The following is a 17,256-nucleotide window of genomic DNA, read 5'->3' as shown; positions in this document are numbered from 1 at the left end:
CTTCCTGCGCGACCCGGAAGCCGGTGAATTCGCGCACCGGGTCAGCGAGTTCGACATCCGGGGGCGGTTCAACGTGCCGCGCAGCCCGCAGGGGCGGCCGGTGGTCTTCCAGGCCGGCGACTCCGACCAGGGCCGGGAGTTCGCCGCCTCCGGCGCCGACGCGATCTTCACCCGGCACGGCACCTTCGACGCCGGCCGCGCCTTCTACGCCGACGTCAAGGGCCGGCTCGCCACATACGGCCGCCGGCCCGAGGAGTTGCTGATCCTCCCCGCCGCCACCTTCGTGCTCGGCGACACGCAGGAAGAAGCCGAGGAGCGCTCCCGCCACATCCGGCGCCAGCAGGTCAGCGGGCCGACCGCGATCCGGTTCGCCGAGCGGGTCTGGAACCGCGACCTGAGCGACCACGACCCGGACGGGCCGCTGCCCGAGGGCGAGCCGCAGCTGGACGCCGAGCCGATCGTCCGCGGCAGGACCGACTCCTCCACCATCGACAAGCGGGCCGTCGCCGCCCACTGGCGGGCCGTCGCCGAGCAGAAGAAGCTCTCCCTGCGCGAGGTCGTCATCGAGGTGACCGGCCGGCAGTCCTTCGTCGGCACCCCGCAGCACATCGCCCGCACCCTCGACGACTTCGTCCAGGCCGACGCGTGCGACGGCTTCATCCTCGCGCCGCACCTGACGCCCGGCGGCCTCGACGAATTCGCCGACACCGTGGTGCCCCTGCTCCAGGAACGCGGCGTCTTCCGCACCGAATACACCGGCGAGACCCTCCGCGACCACCTCGGCCTGCCCGCCCTCACCCCGCCCACCCGCCGCACCCGTACGGAGGCCGCGTCGTGAAATTCCTGACCATCACCCTCATCGTGCACAGCCCGCACCCGGTCACCGGCGTGCAGAAGTCCACCCAGGAGCGCTTCCGCGAGGTCGTCGACAACGCCCTGCTGGCCGAGGAGCTGGGCTTCGACGGCTTCGGCGTCGGCGAGCGCCACGAGCGCCCGTTCATCTCCTCCTCCCCGCCGGTCGTGCTCAGCCACCTGGCCGCGCTGACCTCCCGCATCCGGCTGTTCACCGCCGTCACCACGCTCAGCCTGCTCGACCCGGTGCGCGCGTACGAGGACTACGCCACCCTCGACCACCTGTCCGGCGGGCGGCTGGAGTTGATCGTCGGCAAGGGCAACGGCTCGGCCCAGCGCGAGCTCTTCCACGTCACCACCGACGACCAGTGGGACCGCAACGCCGAGAGCTACGAGCTCTTCCGCCGCATCTGGCGCGAGCACAAGGTCACCGCGCAGCCGCGGTTCCGCCCCGAGCTGAAGGACGCCGAGGTGTGGCCGCGGCCCTACCAGAACCCCGTCCGGGTCTGGCACGGCAGCGCCACCAGCAAGGAGTCCGTGGACCTGGCCGCCCGCTACGGCGACCCGCTGTTCTCCGCCAACGTCACCAACCCCATCGAGCCCTACGCCGAACTCGTCCGCCACTACCGCGAGCGCTGGGCGCACTACGGCCACGACCCGGCCCTCGCCACCGTCGGCGCCGGCACCGCCGGCTACTACGCGGCCCGCACCTCGCAGGAGGCGCTCGCCGCCTACCGCCCGGTCTTCGAGGGCCAGTTGGCCTTCCAGAAGCAGCTCGGCGTGCAGCCGGTCTTCGCCACCCTGGAGGACTTCGTCGACCGCAGCTCCGCCCTGATCGGCAGCCCGCAGCAGATCACCGACAAGGTGCACCGCTACCACGAGCAGTTCGGGCACACCGTGCTCCACCTGCACGCCGACGCCGGCGGCCTGACCGACGCCCAGCACCGCGACGCGCTGGAACTCTTCCAGTCCGACATCGCACCCGTGCTGCGCAAAGACATCCCCGACCCGCCGTGGGCCTGGGGCCCCGTCGGCATCGAGGACCCCGCCGCCGCCCCGGCGACCCCTGCCGACGCCTGACAAGGAGCACCCCACCGTGCCACAGACCCCGCTCGCCGTCCTCGACCTGGTCCCCATATCCTCCGGCTCCACCGCCGGCCAGGCCCTGCTCAACAGCATCGACCTGGCCCGGCAGGCGGAATCCTTCGGCTACGCCCGCTACTGGTTCGCCGAGCACCACCTCAACCCCGGGGTCGCGGGGACGTCCCCCGCGGTCGTCCTCGCCCTCACCGCCGCCGCGACCAGCACCATCCGGCTCGGCGCCGGCGCCGTCCAGCTCGGCCACCGCACGGCGCTCTCCACCGTCGAGGAGTTCGGCCTGCTCGACGCGCTGCACCCCGGCCGCTTCGACCTGGGCCTCGGCCGCTCCGGCGGTCGCGGCAAGCCCGGCGAGCCGCCCGTCCCGGTGCCGGCCGGCGCCGCCGCCGCGGTCAGCGACGGGCGCACCGCGAACGGCCTGCTCATCCCGGCGCCCTTCTCCTTCGCGAAGCTGCTCGGCTCGCCCCGCTTCGCCCTGCACCGCAAACTCCTGACCCAGCCCGGCGCCGAGTCGCAGCCCTACGACGAGCAGATCGCCGACATCCTCGCGCTGCTGGCCGGCAGCTACGCCACCGAGGACGGCGTCGAGGCGCATGTCGTGCCCGGCGAGGGCGCCGCGCTCCAGGTGTGGATCCTCGGCAGCAGCGCCGGCATCAGCGCACAGGTCGCCGGCGCCAACGGGCTGCGCTTCGCGGCGAATTACCACGTCAGCCCGGCCACCGTGCTGGAGGCCACCGAGGGTTACCGGGCGGCCTTCGTGCCCTCCGCCGAGCTGGACGAGCCCTACGTCAGCGTCTCCGCCGACGTCGTCGTCGCCGAGGACGAGGCGACCGCACGGGAGTTGGCGACCGGCTACGGGTTGTGGGTGCACAGCATCCGCAGCGGCGCGGGCGCGATCCAGTTCCCCACCCCCGACGAGGCCCGCGCCCACGAGTGGACCGACGAGGAGCGGGACCTGGTGGCCGACCGCGTCGACACGCAGTTCGTCGGTACGGCGGCGCAGGTCGCCGACCAGCTGGAGACGCTGCGCGACGCCACCGGCGCCGACGAACTGGTGGTCACCACCATCACCCACGACCACGCCGACCGGGTGCGCTCCTACGAGCTGCTTGCCGAGGAATGGAAGCGACGATGACGATCCAGATGGTGCCCGGCGGCCACGCCCGTACCGGCGAGCAGCCCGGCATACGCCCGGAGGTCCGGGCCGATGAGCCGGGCGTACCCGGACAGCCCGGCATACGCCCGGAGCCCCGTACGAGAGCGCAGCCGCGCGCGGCCGAGCACGAGGACGTCTCGGCGGCCCGGCTGCGGCGGGTCTTCGGCGCCTTCCCCACCGGGGTGACGGTGATCGCCGCCCTGGTGGACGGCACGCCGGTCGGGCTGACCGCCAACTCCTTCACCGCCGTCTCGCTCGACCCGCCGCTGCTGTCGGTGTGCGTCGCCCACACCTCCACCACCTGGCCGCTGCTCGCCGACCGCGCCCGGCTCGGCGTGACGGTGCTCGGCGCCGAGCAGGAGAGCGCCGGCAGCCAGCTCGCCTCCCGCCGCGACGACCGCTTCGCGGGCCTGGACTGGTACGAGACGGCGGGCGGCGCCGTGCTGCTCGACGGGGCCGGCGCCTGGTTCGAGACCAGCATCGAGCAGCAGATCCGCGCCGGCGACCACGACATCGTCCTGCTGCGCATCCGCGCGCTGGACGCCGACCACGCGGTGCCGCCGCTGGTCTTCCACGGCAGCCGCTTCCGGCGCCTGGAGCCGCCCGCCGCCGACAACGGGCACCGTCCCGCACCGCGCCCCACCCCGACCCAGGAGCCGTCATGACCGTCCGAGCCGAAGAGATCGACCGCGCCGCCTTCGCCGAGGAATGGCGGCAGTGGCACGCGGACAAGGAGCGGGCGCTCGCCGGCCCGCACGGCTTCCTCGCCATCACCGGCCAGTACTGGCTGGACGCCACGCCCACCCGCTTCCCCGACGCGCCCGGCGCCTGGTCGAGCACCGCCGAGGGGGTCGTCGTGGAGCTCGCCGACGACGAGGAGCTGGTCCTGGACGGGCATGTGCTGCGCGGGCGGCACGACTTCGGCGTACTGGGCGAGCGGGTGAGCCTCTACCCGGCCGCCGGCGACGCGGTCGTCGAGGTCGCCCGGCGGGGCGGCCACGACATCCTGCGGCCCCGCCACCCCGACAGCGGGCTGCGGCTGTCCTTCACCGGCACCCCCGCCTACGCGCCCGACCCGCGGTGGGCCCGGGCCGGCCGCTACGTGCCCTTCGACCGGCCCCGCAGCACGACGGTCGGCTCCGTCGTCGAGGGCCTGGAGCATGTCTACGACGCCCCGGGCCAGGTCGAGTTCGAGCTCGACGGCACGACGCACCGGCTGACCGCGTTCAACGGCGGCGCCCCGGGCAGCCTGCTCGTGCTGCTCACCGACGCCACCTCCGGCGTGACGACCTACGCCGCCACCCGCGCGCTGTCGGTCGACGCGCCCGACGCCGAGGGCAACGTCCTGCTCGACTTCAACCGGGCCACCAACCTGCCCTGCGCGTACACCGACCTGGCCACCTGCCCGCTGCCACCGGCCGAGAACCGGCTGCCGGTCGCGATCGAGGCCGGCGAGAAGATCCCGCCGAGGCCGGACCGCCGCCCGGTCTCCGTCCCCGCGGCGGAGGGCGCGGCGGAGGGCGCCGCCGCGGACGCCGAGGCTGCCGGGGACGCCGCCGGCCGTACGCGGGATGCCGCTGTGGTCGCCGGGGGTGCTCGGGACGCCGAGGGTGCCGCCCGCCCCGCCCGCGCCGAGGAGGCCGGCCGTCGTGACCAGCCCTGACCCCGGCAGCCGCCGGCTGCACCTCGCGCTGGAGGCCGACGGCCACGGCGCCCACCCCGCCGCCGCGCCCGCCCCCGGCACGGAGCCCGGGCCGGGCGGCATCGCGCCGGCGTTGCGGCGGGCCGTCGCCGCGGCCGAGGCGGGCGGGTTCACCCTCGTGACCTTCGGCGACGGACCGCTGCCCCCGCGCGGCGGCGGATGGCGCCCGGAGGCCGGCACCCGCGCCGCCTTCGTCGCCACCCTCACCGACCGGATCGGCCTCGCGCCCACCCTGCACACCACCGTCACCGAGCCCTTCCACCTGGCCACCCAGCTCGCCTCCCTGGACCACGCGAGCAACGGCCGGGCCGCCTGGGTGGTCGGCGCCGCCAACGACGCCGACGCCCACGCCACCATCGGCTCGCGACCGCTGGACGCCGGCGCGCTGCACCGCGAGACCACCGACGTCGTCGACGCCGCCCGCGCCCTGTGGGACTCGTGGGAGGACGACGCCGTCGTCAAGGACGTGCCCACCGGCCGCTTCCTGGACTGGCACAAGGTCCACCACGTGGACTTCGAGGGCGCCCGCTTCACCGTCAAGGGCCCGCTCATCACCCCCCGGCCGCCGCAGGGCCAGGTCGTCGTCCTCGCCCCCGACACGCTCCGGCTCGCCGACCGGGCCGACATCGCGCTGGTCACCGGACCGGACACCGCCGCCGTCGCCTCCGCGGCGGCGGCAGCCAGGGCCGCCGGCGCACCGCTGGTCCTCGCCGAGGTCGAGGTGCTGCTCGACGCCGGCCGCCCGGCCGCCGAACGGCTCGCCCGCCTCGACGACACCGCACCCTGGGAGCCGGCCGGCCGGCTGCGCCACATCGGGTCCGCGGCCGGACTCGTCGCGCTGCTACGGGAGTTGGCCGGCCATGTCGACGGGGTGCGGCTGCACCCCGCGGAGCTGCACACCGACCTGCCGCTGCTCACCGGGCAGGTGCTGCCGGCGCTCGCCGCCGACGGGCTGCACCGCCCGCCGCGGCCCGGCGCCACCCTGCGCGAGACCCTGGGCCTGCCGCGCCCGGCCAACCGGTTCGCCCGCGCGGCGACCCCGACCCCCTGAGGTGACCGCCATGCCGGAAGCGGCGCACGGTACCGCCACCCCCGACCACGACCCCACCGCCCAGGTCCACTTGGGCGTCTTCTTCACCGGCGTGGGCCCGCAACTGATCTGGACGCAGCCGGACTCGCCCTCCCACACCGCGATCGAGACCTTCGTCGACGTCGCCAGGCTGCTCGAACGCGGCCTGTTCGACGCCTTCTTCCTCGGCGAGGGCCTGCGGGTCCGGGAGAACCGCGGCCGGATCTTCGACCTCGACATCGCCGGCCGGCCCGACGCCATCACCCAGCTGTCCGCACTGGCCGGCGCCACCAGCCGGATCGGCCTGGTCGCCACCCAGAACACCACCTACAACTTCCCCGCCGACCTGGCGCGCCGGCTCGCGAGCCTCGACCTGCTGTCCGGTGGCCGGGCCGGCTGGAACGTCGTCACCACCGACAACGCCTGGACCGGCGCCAACTTCCGGCACGGCGGCTGGCTCCCGCACGAGCGCCGCTACGAGCGGGCCACCGCCTTCGTCGAGGCGGCGAAGGCGCTGTGGGCCGCCGGGGCCGGCGGCACCGGCGAAGTGGTGCGCGACACCGACCTCGTACGGCTGCGGGCCTCCGCCACCGTGCCGCCCAGCCCGCAGGGCCGGCCGGTAATCTTCCAGGCCGGCGACTCCGACGGCGGGCGCGAACTCGCCGCCGCGCACGCCGACGTGGTCTTCTCCGCCAACACCGACTACGAGAAGGCGCTCGCCTACGCCACCGACCTGCGCAGCCGGCTGGCCCGGTACGGCAGGCCCGCCGACGCGGTGCGGATCCTCCCCGGCGCCATGGTCGTCGTCGGCGACACCGCCGAGGACGCGGAGGACAAGGCCCGTTGGCTGCGCGAGGAGCAGGTCTCGCCGCCGCGCGCGATCGCGTTCCTGGAGCAGTACTGGGGCACCGACCTGTCGGCCTGGGACCCGGACGGACCGCTGCCGGACATCGAGCCCAGCGAGGCCGAACTCGACCCGTCCCGCGGCACGATCCCCATCGAGGAGCGCACCGGCAAGCTCGCGCAGATCCGCAAGTGGCGCGAACTCGCCGCCGAACGCGACCTGTCCATCGTCCAGTTGGTACGGGAGGTGTCCGCGCGCCGGCCGCCCTTCGTCGGCACCGCCGCGCAGATCGCCGACGAGTGGACGCGCTACGTCCGCACCCGGGCCGCGGACGGCTTCAACATCGTGCCGCACCTGCTGCCGTCGTCGCTGACCGACATCGTCGACAAGGTCGTCCCGGAACTCCAGGAGCGCGGCGCGTACCGCACCGCGTACGAGGGCACGACGCTGCGCGAACACCTCGCGCTGCCACCGCTGTAGGGCATCCCGCAAGCGGTCCGGCCCGGCCGGGGGCGTCCCCCGACCGGGCCGGAACGGCGCCGGACCGCCACCGGCTACCGCCGCAGCGCGCGCCGGGCCAGCCAGTTGCCGAGGAACTGCCCGGCCTGGACGAGGACGACGATCGTCGCGACGGTGATGTAGACGACCGGCCAGTTGTAGCGCTGCGACCCGTAGGTGATCGCGAAGTCGCCGAGCCCGCCGCCGCCGAACAGGCCGGCCTGGGCCGACATGTCGACGATCGCCACGAAGATGAACGTGTAGCCGAGCACCAGCGGCCCCAGCGCCTCCGGGATCAGCACGGTGAGCAGGATGCCCACCGGCCGCGCCCCGGTCGCGCGGGCCGCCTCCACCACGCCCGGGTCGACGGTCAGCAGGTTCTGCTCCACGATCCGGCTGATCGCGAACGCGGCCGACAGCGACAGCGCGAAGGTGACCGCGCCCGTGCCGATCGTGGTGCCGATGGTGTGCAGCATCAGCGGCTGGATCGCGGTGATGAAGATGACGAACGGCACCGGCCTGACCACGTTGACCAGCACGTTGACCGCCAGGAAGACCGCCCGGTTGCCCAGCAGGTTGCCGGGGCGGGTCGCGTACAGCACCAGCCCGAGGGCCAGGCCCAGGACGCCGCCGGCTGCCAGCGAGACACCGACGATGGAGAGGGTCTGCCGGATCGCCTCGCGGTAGACCGGCAGGTTGGTGGTGAACTCGTGCATGTCAGGCTTCCTCCTCCTCGGCGAGGTCGACGCCGTCCGCGCGCAGCGCCACGAGCGCGGCGTCCACCGCGCCGCCGGGGCCGGTGAGCGCGAACGTCAGGCTGCCCACCGGCCGCTCCTGCAGCTCGCTGATGCCGCCGAACACGATGTCGGCGGCCACCTGGTGGTCCAGGAACGTGCGGGCCAGCCGGGTCTGGAACCCGCCTTGGTCGTCGCGGACCCGGACCGTCACCAGCCGCCCGGTGTGCCGGGCCCGCAGCCGGGCCAGGGTCTGCGCGGACGGCCGGTCGCGCAGTGTCGCGCCCACGAAGCGCGCGGCGGCCTCGGTGCGCGGCCGGGCGAAGACGTCGTAGACGCTGCCGGTCTCCGCCACCCGCCCGGAGTCCAGCACCGCGACCCGGTCGGCGACCGACCGGATGACGTCGAGTTCATGGGTGATGATCACGATGGTGACGCCGAGCTCCCGGTTGACCTGGCGCAGCAGCGCCAGCACCTCGCCGGTGGTCTCCGGGTCCAGCGCGCTGGTCGCCTCGTCCGCGAGCAGCAGCGACGGCTCGGTGGCCAGCGCGCGGGCGATGCCGACGCGCTGCTTCTGCCCGCCCGACAGCTGCTCGGGGTGGTCGTGGGCGCGGTCCAGCAGCCCGACGAAGTCCAGCAGCCGGGCGACCCGCCGGTCCCGCTCCGGCTGCCGGACGCCGGCGACCTTCAGCGGGTAGGCGACGTTGCCCGCGACGGTGCGCGAGCGGAAGAGGTTGAACTGCTGGAAGACCATCCCGATGTCGCGCCGGACCTCCCGCCGCCCCTTCTCGCCGAGCGCCGTCAGCTCGTGCGGCCCGACGTGGACCCGGCCGGCGGTCGGCGTCTCCAGGCCGTTGACGAGCCGTACGAGCGTGCTCTTGCCCGCCCCGGAGTGGCCGATGACGCCGAAGACCTCGCCGCGGCGGATCTCCAGGCTGACGTCGCGCAGCGCCACGTGCGGGGCGGCCCCGCGGCCCTTGCCGGGGAAGGTCTTGCCGACCCGGTCGAAGCGGACGTGCACCTCGGCGGGCTGCGGTCCCGGCTCCGGCTCCGGTTCCGGTCCCGGCTTTTGCTCGGGCTCGGGCTTCGGCTCGGGTACGGCGGGCGGCGGGCTGTCGGCGGCCATCGGGTTCCTCGGCTCCCTGCGTCTCGTGGTCCTCCTCGCTCCCGGCGGCTACTTCTTCGCCGCCTCGGCCTGCTTCTGCACGGTCGCCAGCTCGGCCTGGAGGTCGGCCGCCGAGGTCGTACGGAACACCGCCGTGCCGCCGTTGGCCTGCTGGACGCCCTTCTCGACGGCCGGGTCGTGGTAGAGCGCGGCGAGCTTGAGGTAGGTCTGATCGCCCACGTCGGCCTTGCGGGCGACGAAGATGTTCACGTAGGGCGCCGCGCTGGAGCTGCCCGGGTCGTCCTGGAAGATCGCCCGCGAGGTCGGCAGCTTGGCGCTTGTGGCGTAGTTGTTGTTGACGATCGCCGCGGCCACCGAGCCGTTCTGCAGCGCGCCGGCCGTCTGCGAGGCGTCCAGCGTGGTGACGTCGACCCGGTGGGTGAGGATGTCGGCGGTGGTGGAGAAGGCGGTGCCGCCGTCCTTGAGGGTGAGCTGCCCGGCGGCCTGGAGCACCAGCAGCCCGCGGGCCTCGTTGATGGCGTCGTTGGGGATCGCCACCTTCGCGCCGGCCGGCAGTGCGGCCGGGTTGTCGTACTTCAGCGAGTACAGGGGCAGCGGGTAGACCGCGGTCGCGCCGATCGGCTGCAGGTCGTCGTGCGCGGTGACGTTGTAGTTCGCGAGGTACTGGATGTGCTGGAACTCGTTGAGGTCCAGCTGCTTCTCCTTCAGCGCCGGGTTGGGCTGGCTGTAGTCGTTGAAGTTGACGAACTTCACCGTCACGCCGAGCCGCTTCTTCGCCAGGTCCGCGTACGTCTTCCAGTACGGCTGGGAGGCGTCGACGACCCCGACGCGTATTGTTTTCGACCCGTCGGAGCCGCCGCCCAGCGACAGGACCAGGCCCACGACGACGGCGGCGACCACGACCACCGCAGCCGCGGTGATCCACAGCACGCGCCGCCGGCCACCGCCGCGCGAGGGCAGGGTCGGTTCGGGGCTCTCAGGGGCGTTGGACGGGGACGACTCGGTCACGGCAGGTACCTCCGGTGGTGCGGGCAAGGGCGTCAGGGCGTGCGGGCGTGCGCGACGGCGGCATGCGTACGCGGGAGGCGGTACGCGTGCCGGGGCGCACGGGAGCGCGGCGATCGGTCGAGGGATCGCGCGGGGATCGAGAGGGGATCGAGCGGGGGAGAAACGGGCGGCCACGCCGGGCCGGGGGAGCGGGCGGTCCTCAGGACTCGGGACGCTCAGGAGTCAGGACTGCCGGGTCCCGGGCATCAGGTCCGGGGCAGGGCCGGCCGGGCGGTGTCGCGACAAGTTCAGCGACACAGGCAGCTGGCGACCTGGACGTAGTCGACGGTGCGCCGACTCGTCAACAGGGGCTTACGCATGGCGAGTACGTTAGCAGCTCTCCGACGGACGTTCGACACGGTATCGGGGCCGGCCGCGGCCGGCGTCCCGGAGCGGGGCCTCGCGCTTGGTGTACGCGTCGATGGGCGTGGTCTCCAGGCGCTGGACGCCCTCCAGGGCGGGGACGCGCACGGTGAGGTACGTGTGCAGGGCGGCGATGTCACGGCAGACCGCGATGGCGAAGACGTTGTGTGCGCCGGTCACCGTCGCGACGAACGCCACCTCGGGGTCCGCGGACAGCGCCTGGGCGACGCTCGCGGTACGGGCCGGGAACGTGCCGAGCCACAGCAGGCACTGCACGGTCGCGCCGAACAGCCGCGGGTCGGTCTCCACGTCGAAGCGGACCGCGCCCGAGCCGCGCAGCACCTCCAGCCGGCGGCGTACGGCGGACTGCGACCAGCCCAGCCGCCGCGCCAGGTCCGGGTACACCGCCCGCCCGTCCGACGCGAGCGCCTGGAGCAGCCCCCGGTCGAGATCGCTCAGCCCGCCCCGGTACGGCGACGGCTCCCCGTCCCCGGCCGGGCGCAGCGCGGCGACCTCCTCGGGCGTCAGCGCGGACGTGCGGCCACGCCAGCGCCGGCCGCCCATGACCGGGTGCAGCACCCGGTAGGCCTCGGCGCCGGCGACCGGCCCGTACGCCCCCAGGGCCGCCAGCGGCGCCACCCGGCCCTCCGGCACCCGGAACACGCTCAGCACCTCGGTGCCGCCCGCCCCGACCGTCACCCACGCGGTGTCGGCCCGCGCCGCCAACGCCCGGGCGACCGCCACGCAATGGGCCGGCGGCACCCGCAGCCGCACCAGCCACTCCGCGGTCCCGACCGCCTCACCGGCCGTCACGCCCACCACCCGGGCCAGCCCGGCCGCCCTCAGCCGCGCCCAGCGCCGCGCCAGCGTACGGTCGCCGGCGCCCAGCACCTCCGCGATCCGCGCGAACGGCGCCCGCCCGTCCACCTGGAGGGCATGCAGCAGCCGCGCGTCGAGCGCGTCCAGCCCGCCCGGCGTCCCGTCGTCCGCGGTGCCGCGATCCATCCCCCCAGCGTATGCCGCGTCCGGGCGTCCGCGGCTCCCGGGCGGTCACGGGACCGCCTTCGTCCGCGGGGAGCGGGGGCGGTAGCCGTCGGCCTGGAGGGTGAACATGTCGGCGTAGACGCCGCGGCGGGCCATGAGGGCGTCGTGCGAGCCGGACTCGGTGATCCGGCCGCGGTCGAAGACGTAGATGGTGTCGCAGTCGACGACGCTGGCGAGGCGGTGGGAGATCAGGACGGTGATCTGGTCCTCGCGCAGCCGGCCGCGCAGGACCGCTTCGTAGACGGCGTGTTCCGCGGGCGGGTCCATGCTCGCGGTGGGCTCGTCGAGCAGCAGGAGCGGGGCGTTCTGGTACTGGCCGCGGGCCACCGCGATCTTGGCCCACTGGCCGCCGGAGAGCTGCTGGCCGCCCTTGAAGCGTTTGGACAGCAACGTCGTCCAGGTGTGCGGGAGTTCGGCGACGACGCCGTCGGCTCCCGCGGCGCGGGCGGCGGCCAGGACACGGTCGGGGTCGGCGGTGGTGAGGGTGCCGGTGCCGGCGATGATGTTGGACAGGGCACTGAAGGGGTAGCGGACCGGCTCCTGGAGCACGCAGGCGACCTGGCGGTGCAGGGAGGCCGCGTCCATGTCGCGGACGTCCACGCCGTCCCACCGCACCGTGCCCCGCCCCGGCTCGTACAACCCGGCCAGTACCTTGGCACAGGTGGACTTCCCCGAGCCGTTGAGGCCGACGAAGGCGACCTTCTGCCCGGCGGTGAGGGTCATGCTGATGCCGTCCAGCGCGGGGGTGTCCTTGCCGGCGTAGCGGAAGTGCACGTCGTCCAGGGTGATCGTGCCGACCGCCGCCGGGGCCTGGATCTCGCCGCGCGCGGGCAGCAGGCCGCGGCTGCGCTCCTGGACGGCGAGCAGGTCCGAGACCCACAGCGCCTGCTCGTAGACCAGGTGGGCGACGTCGACGAGCCGGGTGAGCGCGGCCTGCCCGGCCTGGATGGCCAGCACCGCGCCGGCGCCCGAGGCGAGCGGGAGCCAGCCCGCGATGAGCATGCCCGCGAGCGCCGCGTAGGTGATGCCGGTCCCGAGCCCGCCGACGGCGCGGCCCGCGAGGTTCAGCAGCGCCGCGTGCACCCCGAGCCGGGTGTCCTCCTCGGCGATCTTGACGGTCAGCCGGCGGTGCTCGGCCAGCAGCGCGTCCTGCGCGGTGTCCGACCGCAGCTCGGCGGCGGCGTCCACGTCCAGGAGCAGCCAGGAGAACACCCGCACCCGGCGCTGGAGGGCGTTCCACCGCTTGAACGACCCGAAGCGGTCCCGCGCGCTGCGGACCGCCGCGACCCCCACCGGCAGCACCGACAGCAGGAGCAGCGGCAGCAGGGCCGGGTGCAGGACGCTGAGCACACCGGCGGTGCCGGCGAGGGCCAGGGCCGCGGCGGCGAGCGAGACGACCTGGCCGACGATCTGCCGCGCGTAGAACAGCCCGCGGTCGTTGGCCCGGTGGACCTCGTCGTGCCAGTCTGGGTCCTCGACGGCCTCCAGCCGCACATGCGCGGTCAGTTCGAGGAACTCGCACTCCAGGGCGGTACGGATCTTCGGCGTGACCCGGGCCTGGGCGACCGCGACGGCCGCCTCCAGCACGGCCCGCGCCGACAGCAGCCCCACGACCAGCAGAATCTGCGGAAGCGCGGCACGCACCCGGTCGGCCGTCGGGCCGGCGGCGAACAGGTGCTGGAGCACGGTGACACCCGCGATCAGCCCGAGCGCGCTCATCGCGGCGGACGCCAGCTGGCACAGCAGCACGCACAGCGCCGCCCGCCGGTCGGCCCGCCACGCCAGCCGCCCGATCAGCCCGGTGATCCGCGGCAGCCCGGCGAGGACCTGCCGCACCGTCGCGCTCGCGGCGGCCCCGTCGTGCACGGACCAGTACGTCTCCTCCAGCTCGTCGGTGAGGTTGTCGTCCGCCGGCCCGGCGGTGACCTCGGCCGGCGGCGGTGGCAGCGGTGCATGGCGCGGGCCCGGAACGCCCTGCGACGCGCCCTCGGCGAACTCGCTCATGCCGTCCACCCCCGGCCGCGGGCGGCCCCGGCGCGGGGCAGGCGCGAAGGGCGCTGCCGCCCCCGCTCCGGGCGGTTTGCGCAGCGAGCGATGGGTGCTTTCCTCAACGCGAGCCTCCTCGAACGTCCCTCTCACCCCTTGTGTTCGCATGGTGACAGAGGGCACTGACAATCGGGGCCGGATCGCGGTCGCGAGGGGAGGCCGGCCCGGCGCCGCGCCCGTACGCACGGCAGAAGTGGGCCAGGAATCCGGGGACGGAATGGGCCTGATCACCGGCCCACCCGGCTCGTAGGCTCGTCGGTATGAGGACACGTTCCCAGCGCTGCCTCGCGCTGGCCCAGCTCGCCAACTCCGTCGGCGACGGCGCCTTCTACACGACGTCGGCGCTGTATTTCACCCGGGTGGCCGGATTGTCCGCCGCGTGGGTCGGGCTCGGGCTGACGCTCGCCTGGGCGGCGGGATCGCTCGTCGGGGTGCCGCTCGGGCGGCTGGCCGACCGGCGCGGGCCGCGCGGCACCTCGGTGCTGCTGGCGCTGGCCACCTCGGCGGCGGTCGGCTCGTTCCTGGTGGTGCGGGGGGACTTCGCCGCCTTCGTCGTGGCCGCGTGCGCCTACACCTCCGCGCAGTCGGGGCTGGCGGCCTCCCGGCAGTCGCTGCTGGCCCGCCTGGTGCCGGCCGGCGAGCGCACGGGGCTGCTCGCCCGGCTCCAGTCCACGCTCAACGGCGGGCTCGCGGTCGGCGCGGCCCTCGGCGGCCTCGCGCTCGGCGTCGGCACGCCCGCGGCCTACCGCGGCGCGCTCGCCCTCGACGCGGTGTGCTTCCTCGGCTGCGCGCTGCTCCTGCTGCGGCTTCCCCGCGTGGCGCCGGCGCAGGCGGTCCCGGCACCCGACGCGGCCGGAGCGGCGCGCCCGGGCGTCCTGCGGGACCGGCCGTACGTCCTGGTCGCCGCGCTCAACGCGGTCCTGATGCTGCGGCTGCCCCTGCTCAGCCTGGTGCTGCCGCTGTGGATCACCGAACGCACCGGCGCCCCGGCATGGCTGGCATCCGGGCTGTTCGTGCTCAACACCCTCGCGGTCACGCTGTTCCAGGTACGGTCGGCGCGCTCGGTCACCGGCCAGGGCAGCGCGGTGCGCGCGCTGCGGCTGTCGGGGCTGGTCATGCTCGCCTGCTGCGCGGTGTTCGCGCTGTCGGCCGGGCGGTCGGCGGGCCCCGCCGCGGTGGCCCTGGTGCTGGGCGCCGTGCTGCAGGTGGTCGCCGAGATGCAGCAGTCGGCGGGCGCGTGGCAGCTCTCCTTCGACCTGGCCCCGGCGGACCGGATCGGCGAGTACCAGGGCTTCTTCGGCACCGGCACGACCGTCGCCCGCACGCTCGGCCCGCTGGCGCTCACCACCCTGCTGCTGGACTGGGGCACCCCGGGCTGGCTGCTGCTCGGCGCGCTCATGGCCGCCGCGGCGTACGCGATCGGCCCGGCCACCCGGCTGGCCGCCCGGCGCGACACCGCCGAGGTCCCGGCGGCCGGGCCCCCCGGCGCCGAGGCCCCCGCGGCCGGCCCCGGCCCCGCGGCAGCCGTACGGCCGCAGCCCGCGCCCGCCGGCTGACCGCACGGCACGCCGCCGCCCCCTCAGCGCGCCGGCCGCCCCTCCCACGCCGGCGCCGCCGCGCTCGCCAGCAGCCGCAGCGCCTGCGCCGAGGCCGACCCCGGCTCCGCCGTGGAGACGCCGAGCGTCTGGTCCGGGTCGTCGGTGGGCGTGAACGCCTCGTAGCCCAGCACGAGCTCGCCGACGACGGGATGGCGGAAGTGCTTCGTCCCGTGCGTGCGCCGGAAGACGTCGTGATCGGCCCACCAGCGGCGGAAGTCCTCGTCCTGGACGGACAGCTCACCCACCAGCGCGGCCAGCGCCGGATCGTGCGGATGGCGCCCCGCGTACAGCCGCAGCGAGGCGACGATGCCGCGCGCGGCGCCCTCCCAGTCGGCGTAGAGGGCCCGGAAGCCGTCGTCGAGGAAGACCAGCCGCGCCATGTTGCGCTCGCGCACCGGCAGCGCCTCGAAGTCGGTGTAGAGCGCCCGGGCCAGGTGGTTGCTCGCCAGGACGTCCATCCGCCGGCCGTAGACCAGCGCGGGCACCTCGGTGAGGCTGTCCAGCAGCAGCCGCAGGCCCGGGCGCACCCGCTGCGGCGGCAGCGGACGGGGCCGGGACCGGGAGGGGCGGGCGATCCGGAAGAGATGGGCGCGCTCCAGGTCGTCCAGGCGCAGCGCCCGGGCGATCGCGTCCAGCACGGACGCGGACACGTTCAGATGCCGGCCCCGCTCCAGGCGCACGTAGTAGTCCACGCTCACCCCGGCCAGCTGCGCGACCTCCTCGCGGCGCAGCCCCGGCACCCGGCGGGCGCCGGCCTGCGGGACCGGCCCCGCCTCCCGCGGGGTGATCTTCGCGCGGCGCGTGCGCAGGAAGTCCCGCAGCTCCGTGTTCGGCTCCTGACCCATGCCTCCACCGTAGATCGGCCGCCGACCGGGTGGCCGCCGCCAAAGGGGGCCTGCCGGACCCCCGGTCCGCGCGGGTCTCCCGGTCCGCCGCGCCCGGGTGCTTGGCTGGCGGCACGGCGCCCGGGCGTCCCCGCGCGGCGGGCGCCGCCCGTACCACGAGCAGGAGGCACACCCCATGAAACGCAGGATCCTCGGCGGCACCGGCATGTCGGTGAGCGAGTACGCCCTCGGCGCGATGATGTTCGGCGCGATGGGCAACACCGACCACGAGGAGTCGGTCCGGATGATCCGCACGGCACTGGACGCGGGCGTCAACCTCGTGGACACCGCCGACGTCTACTCCGGCGGCGAGTCCGAGGTGATCGTCGGCAAGGCGCTCCAGGGGCGCCGGGACGAGGTCGTGCTCGCCACGAAGTTCGGGCTGCCGATGGGGGAGGACCCCGGCCGCCGCGGCGGGTCGGCCCGCTGGGTCCGGCAGGCGCTGGAGGACAGCCTGCGCCGCCTGGGCACCGACCATGTCGACCTCTACCAGATGCACCGCCCCGACCCGTACACCGACATCGACGAGACGCTGGGGGCGCTGTCGGACCTGGTGCGGGCCGGGAAGATCAGGGCGCTCGGCGGGTCCTTCTTCGCCCCGGAGGAGATCGTGGCGGCGCAGTGGACCGCCGAGCGGCGCGGCCACCACCGCCTGCGCACCGAGCAGCCGCCGTACTCGGTCCTCACCCGGGGCGTCGAGCAGCGCGTGCTGCCCACCGCGCAGCGCTACGGCATGGGCGTGCTCACCTTCGGCCCGCTCAACTCCGGCTGGCTGTCGGGCCGCGCGGACCCCACCGCCGGCCACCGCAACGCCGGCGCCGGCGCGAAGATGTTCGACCTCTCCCAGCCGGGCGTGCGGGCCAAGGCCGACGCCGTACGGGAGCTGGCGGCGCTGGCCGCCGAGGCCGGGATGCCGCTGCCGCACCTGGCGACCGCCTTCGTCCGCGCCCATCCGGCGGTCACCTCCGTGCTGATCGGGCCGCGCCGGCCCGAGCACCTGGCGGACCTGCTCGCCGGCGCCGACGTCACGCTGGACGACGATCTCATGGACCGTATCGACGCGATCGTGCCGCCGGGCGTGGACGTCAACCCCGGCGACTTCTACGTCGACCCCACCCCGCCCATGACCGACAAGCGGCTGCGCCGCCGCTGAGCCGGTCCGGCCGGCGGGCCCCCGGCCGGGTCCACCCTCGCG

General features: G+C 75.0%; 14 protein-coding genes and 1 pseudogene. 9 read left to right on the top strand and 6 right to left on the bottom strand.

Going from position 1 to position 17,256, the window contains the following annotated elements:
- The 7 genes and pseudogenes from HCN08_RS31950 to HCN08_RS31920 all read left to right on the top strand — a co-directional run.
- On the top strand, nucleotides 1–838 hold an 838-nt coding region (locus HCN08_RS31950; RefSeq protein ID WP_167986812.1), incomplete at its 5' end, for an LLM class flavin-dependent oxidoreductase.
- Nucleotides 835–1,932 (top strand): LLM class flavin-dependent oxidoreductase, encoded by a 1,098-nt coding sequence (locus HCN08_RS31945; RefSeq protein ID WP_167986811.1) that lies wholly within the window; start codon nucleotides 835–837, stop codon nucleotides 1,930–1,932. The genes HCN08_RS31950 and HCN08_RS31945, both read left to right, overlap by 4 nt.
- Nucleotides 1,933–1,948: 16 nt before the next feature.
- On the top strand, nucleotides 1,949–3,085 hold the full coding sequence (locus tag HCN08_RS31940) for an LLM class flavin-dependent oxidoreductase (RefSeq protein ID WP_167986810.1): 1,137 nt from the start codon (nucleotides 1,949–1,951) through the stop codon (nucleotides 3,083–3,085).
- Nucleotides 3,082–3,771: a flavin reductase family protein gene (locus tag HCN08_RS31935; RefSeq protein ID WP_240970629.1), complete on the top strand. Its 690-nt coding sequence runs from the start codon at nucleotides 3,082–3,084 to the stop codon at nucleotides 3,769–3,771. Before HCN08_RS31940 ends, HCN08_RS31935 begins: the two co-directional genes overlap by 4 nt.
- A pseudogene (locus tag HCN08_RS31930) lies at nucleotides 3,768–4,571 on the top strand (DUF1684 domain-containing protein); the annotation flags it as partial. The gene HCN08_RS31935 and the pseudogene HCN08_RS31930, both read left to right, overlap by 4 nt.
- 184 nt (nucleotides 4,572–4,755) lie before the next feature.
- The gene (locus HCN08_RS31925; protein ID WP_322974806.1) at nucleotides 4,756–5,859 is read left to right on the top strand and encodes an LLM class flavin-dependent oxidoreductase; all 1,104 of its coding nucleotides are present in this window, start codon (nucleotides 4,756–4,758) and stop codon (nucleotides 5,857–5,859) included.
- 10 nt (nucleotides 5,860–5,869) lie between these two features.
- Nucleotides 5,870–7,201 carry an LLM class flavin-dependent oxidoreductase gene (locus HCN08_RS31920; protein WP_167986807.1) on the top strand — a complete coding sequence of 444 codons (1,332 nt, stop codon included), beginning with the start codon at nucleotides 5,870–5,872 and terminating at the stop codon, nucleotides 7,199–7,201.
- A 74-nt stretch (nucleotides 7,202–7,275) separates the two neighbouring features.
- On the opposite strand, the gene HCN08_RS31915 is transcribed toward HCN08_RS31920, so the two are convergent.
- The 5 genes from HCN08_RS31915 to HCN08_RS31895 all read right to left on the bottom strand — a co-directional run bounded on the left by HCN08_RS31915 (nucleotide 7,276) and on the right by HCN08_RS31895 (nucleotide 13,537).
- On the bottom strand, nucleotides 7,276–7,935 hold the full coding sequence (locus HCN08_RS31915; protein WP_167986806.1) for a methionine ABC transporter permease: 660 nt from the start codon (nucleotides 7,933–7,935) through the stop codon (nucleotides 7,276–7,278).
- A 1-nt stretch (nucleotide 7,936) separates the two neighbouring features.
- Complete coding sequence (locus tag HCN08_RS31910) at nucleotides 7,937–9,079, bottom strand: methionine ABC transporter ATP-binding protein (protein ID WP_167986805.1); 1,143 nt, start codon at nucleotides 9,077–9,079, stop codon at nucleotides 7,937–7,939.
- Nucleotides 9,080–9,127: 48 nt separating this feature from the next.
- Nucleotides 9,128–10,087, bottom strand: coding sequence for a MetQ/NlpA family ABC transporter substrate-binding protein (locus tag HCN08_RS31905; protein WP_206319489.1), 960 nt, complete (start codon nucleotides 10,085–10,087; stop codon nucleotides 9,128–9,130).
- A 369-nt stretch (nucleotides 10,088–10,456) separates the two neighbouring features.
- The gene (locus tag HCN08_RS31900) at nucleotides 10,457–11,494 is read right to left on the bottom strand and encodes an AsnC family transcriptional regulator (protein ID WP_167986804.1); all 1,038 of its coding nucleotides are present in this window, start codon (nucleotides 11,492–11,494) and stop codon (nucleotides 10,457–10,459) included.
- A 45-nt stretch (nucleotides 11,495–11,539) separates the two neighbouring features.
- Nucleotides 11,540–13,537: an ATP-binding cassette domain-containing protein gene (locus HCN08_RS31895; RefSeq protein WP_167986803.1), complete on the bottom strand. Its 1,998-nt coding sequence runs from the start codon at nucleotides 13,535–13,537 to the stop codon at nucleotides 11,540–11,542.
- A 302-nt stretch (nucleotides 13,538–13,839) separates the two neighbouring features.
- Here HCN08_RS31895 and HCN08_RS31890 point away from each other — a divergent pair, with 302 nt between their 5' ends.
- Complete coding sequence (locus HCN08_RS31890; protein WP_167986802.1) at nucleotides 13,840–15,135, top strand: MFS transporter; 1,296 nt, start codon at nucleotides 13,840–13,842, stop codon at nucleotides 15,133–15,135.
- Between the two features lie 23 nt (nucleotides 15,136–15,158).
- Here HCN08_RS31890 and HCN08_RS31885 read toward each other — a convergent pair whose 3' ends face one another.
- On the bottom strand, nucleotides 15,159–16,022 hold the full coding sequence (locus HCN08_RS31885; RefSeq protein ID WP_167986801.1) for a helix-turn-helix domain-containing protein: 864 nt from the start codon (nucleotides 16,020–16,022) through the stop codon (nucleotides 15,159–15,161).
- Nucleotides 16,023–16,197: 175 nt separating this feature from the next.
- Between HCN08_RS31885 and HCN08_RS31880 the strand changes: the two genes are divergently transcribed.
- Nucleotides 16,198–17,214, top strand: coding sequence for an aldo/keto reductase (locus tag HCN08_RS31880; protein ID WP_167986800.1), 1,017 nt, complete (start codon nucleotides 16,198–16,200; stop codon nucleotides 17,212–17,214).
- Nucleotides 17,215–17,256 lie beyond the last annotated feature (42 nt).

It is taken from the genome of Actinacidiphila epipremni, assembly GCF_012034175.1.
Lineage (GTDB): Bacteria > Actinomycetota > Actinomycetes > Streptomycetales > Streptomycetaceae > Actinacidiphila > Actinacidiphila epipremni.
This window is presented reverse-complemented; position numbering and strand designations above follow the sequence as displayed.

Coding starts and splice junctions, on each gene's coding strand:
- HCN08_RS31935 (WP_240970629.1), top strand. CDS start 3,082: ATGACGATCCAGATGGTGCCCGGCGGCCACGCCCGTACCGGCGAGCAG.
- HCN08_RS31920 (WP_167986807.1), top strand. CDS start 5,870: ATGCCGGAAGCGGCGCACGGTACCGCCACCCCCGACCACGACCCCACC.
- HCN08_RS31915 (WP_167986806.1), bottom strand. CDS start 7,935: ATGCACGAGTTCACCACCAACCTGCCGGTCTACCGCGAGGCGATCCGG.
- HCN08_RS31910 (WP_167986805.1), bottom strand. CDS start 9,079: ATGGCCGCCGACAGCCCGCCGCCCGCCGTACCCGAGCCGAAGCCCGAG.
- HCN08_RS31900 (WP_167986804.1), bottom strand. CDS start 11,494: ATGGATCGCGGCACCGCGGACGACGGGACGCCGGGCGGGCTGGACGCG.
- HCN08_RS31895 (WP_167986803.1), bottom strand. CDS start 13,537: ATGAGCGAGTTCGCCGAGGGCGCGTCGCAGGGCGTTCCGGGCCCGCGC.
- HCN08_RS31890 (WP_167986802.1), top strand. CDS start 13,840: ATGAGGACACGTTCCCAGCGCTGCCTCGCGCTGGCCCAGCTCGCCAAC.
- HCN08_RS31885 (WP_167986801.1), bottom strand. CDS start 16,022: ATGGGTCAGGAGCCGAACACGGAGCTGCGGGACTTCCTGCGCACGCGC.
- HCN08_RS31880 (WP_167986800.1), top strand. CDS start 16,198: ATGAAACGCAGGATCCTCGGCGGCACCGGCATGTCGGTGAGCGAGTAC.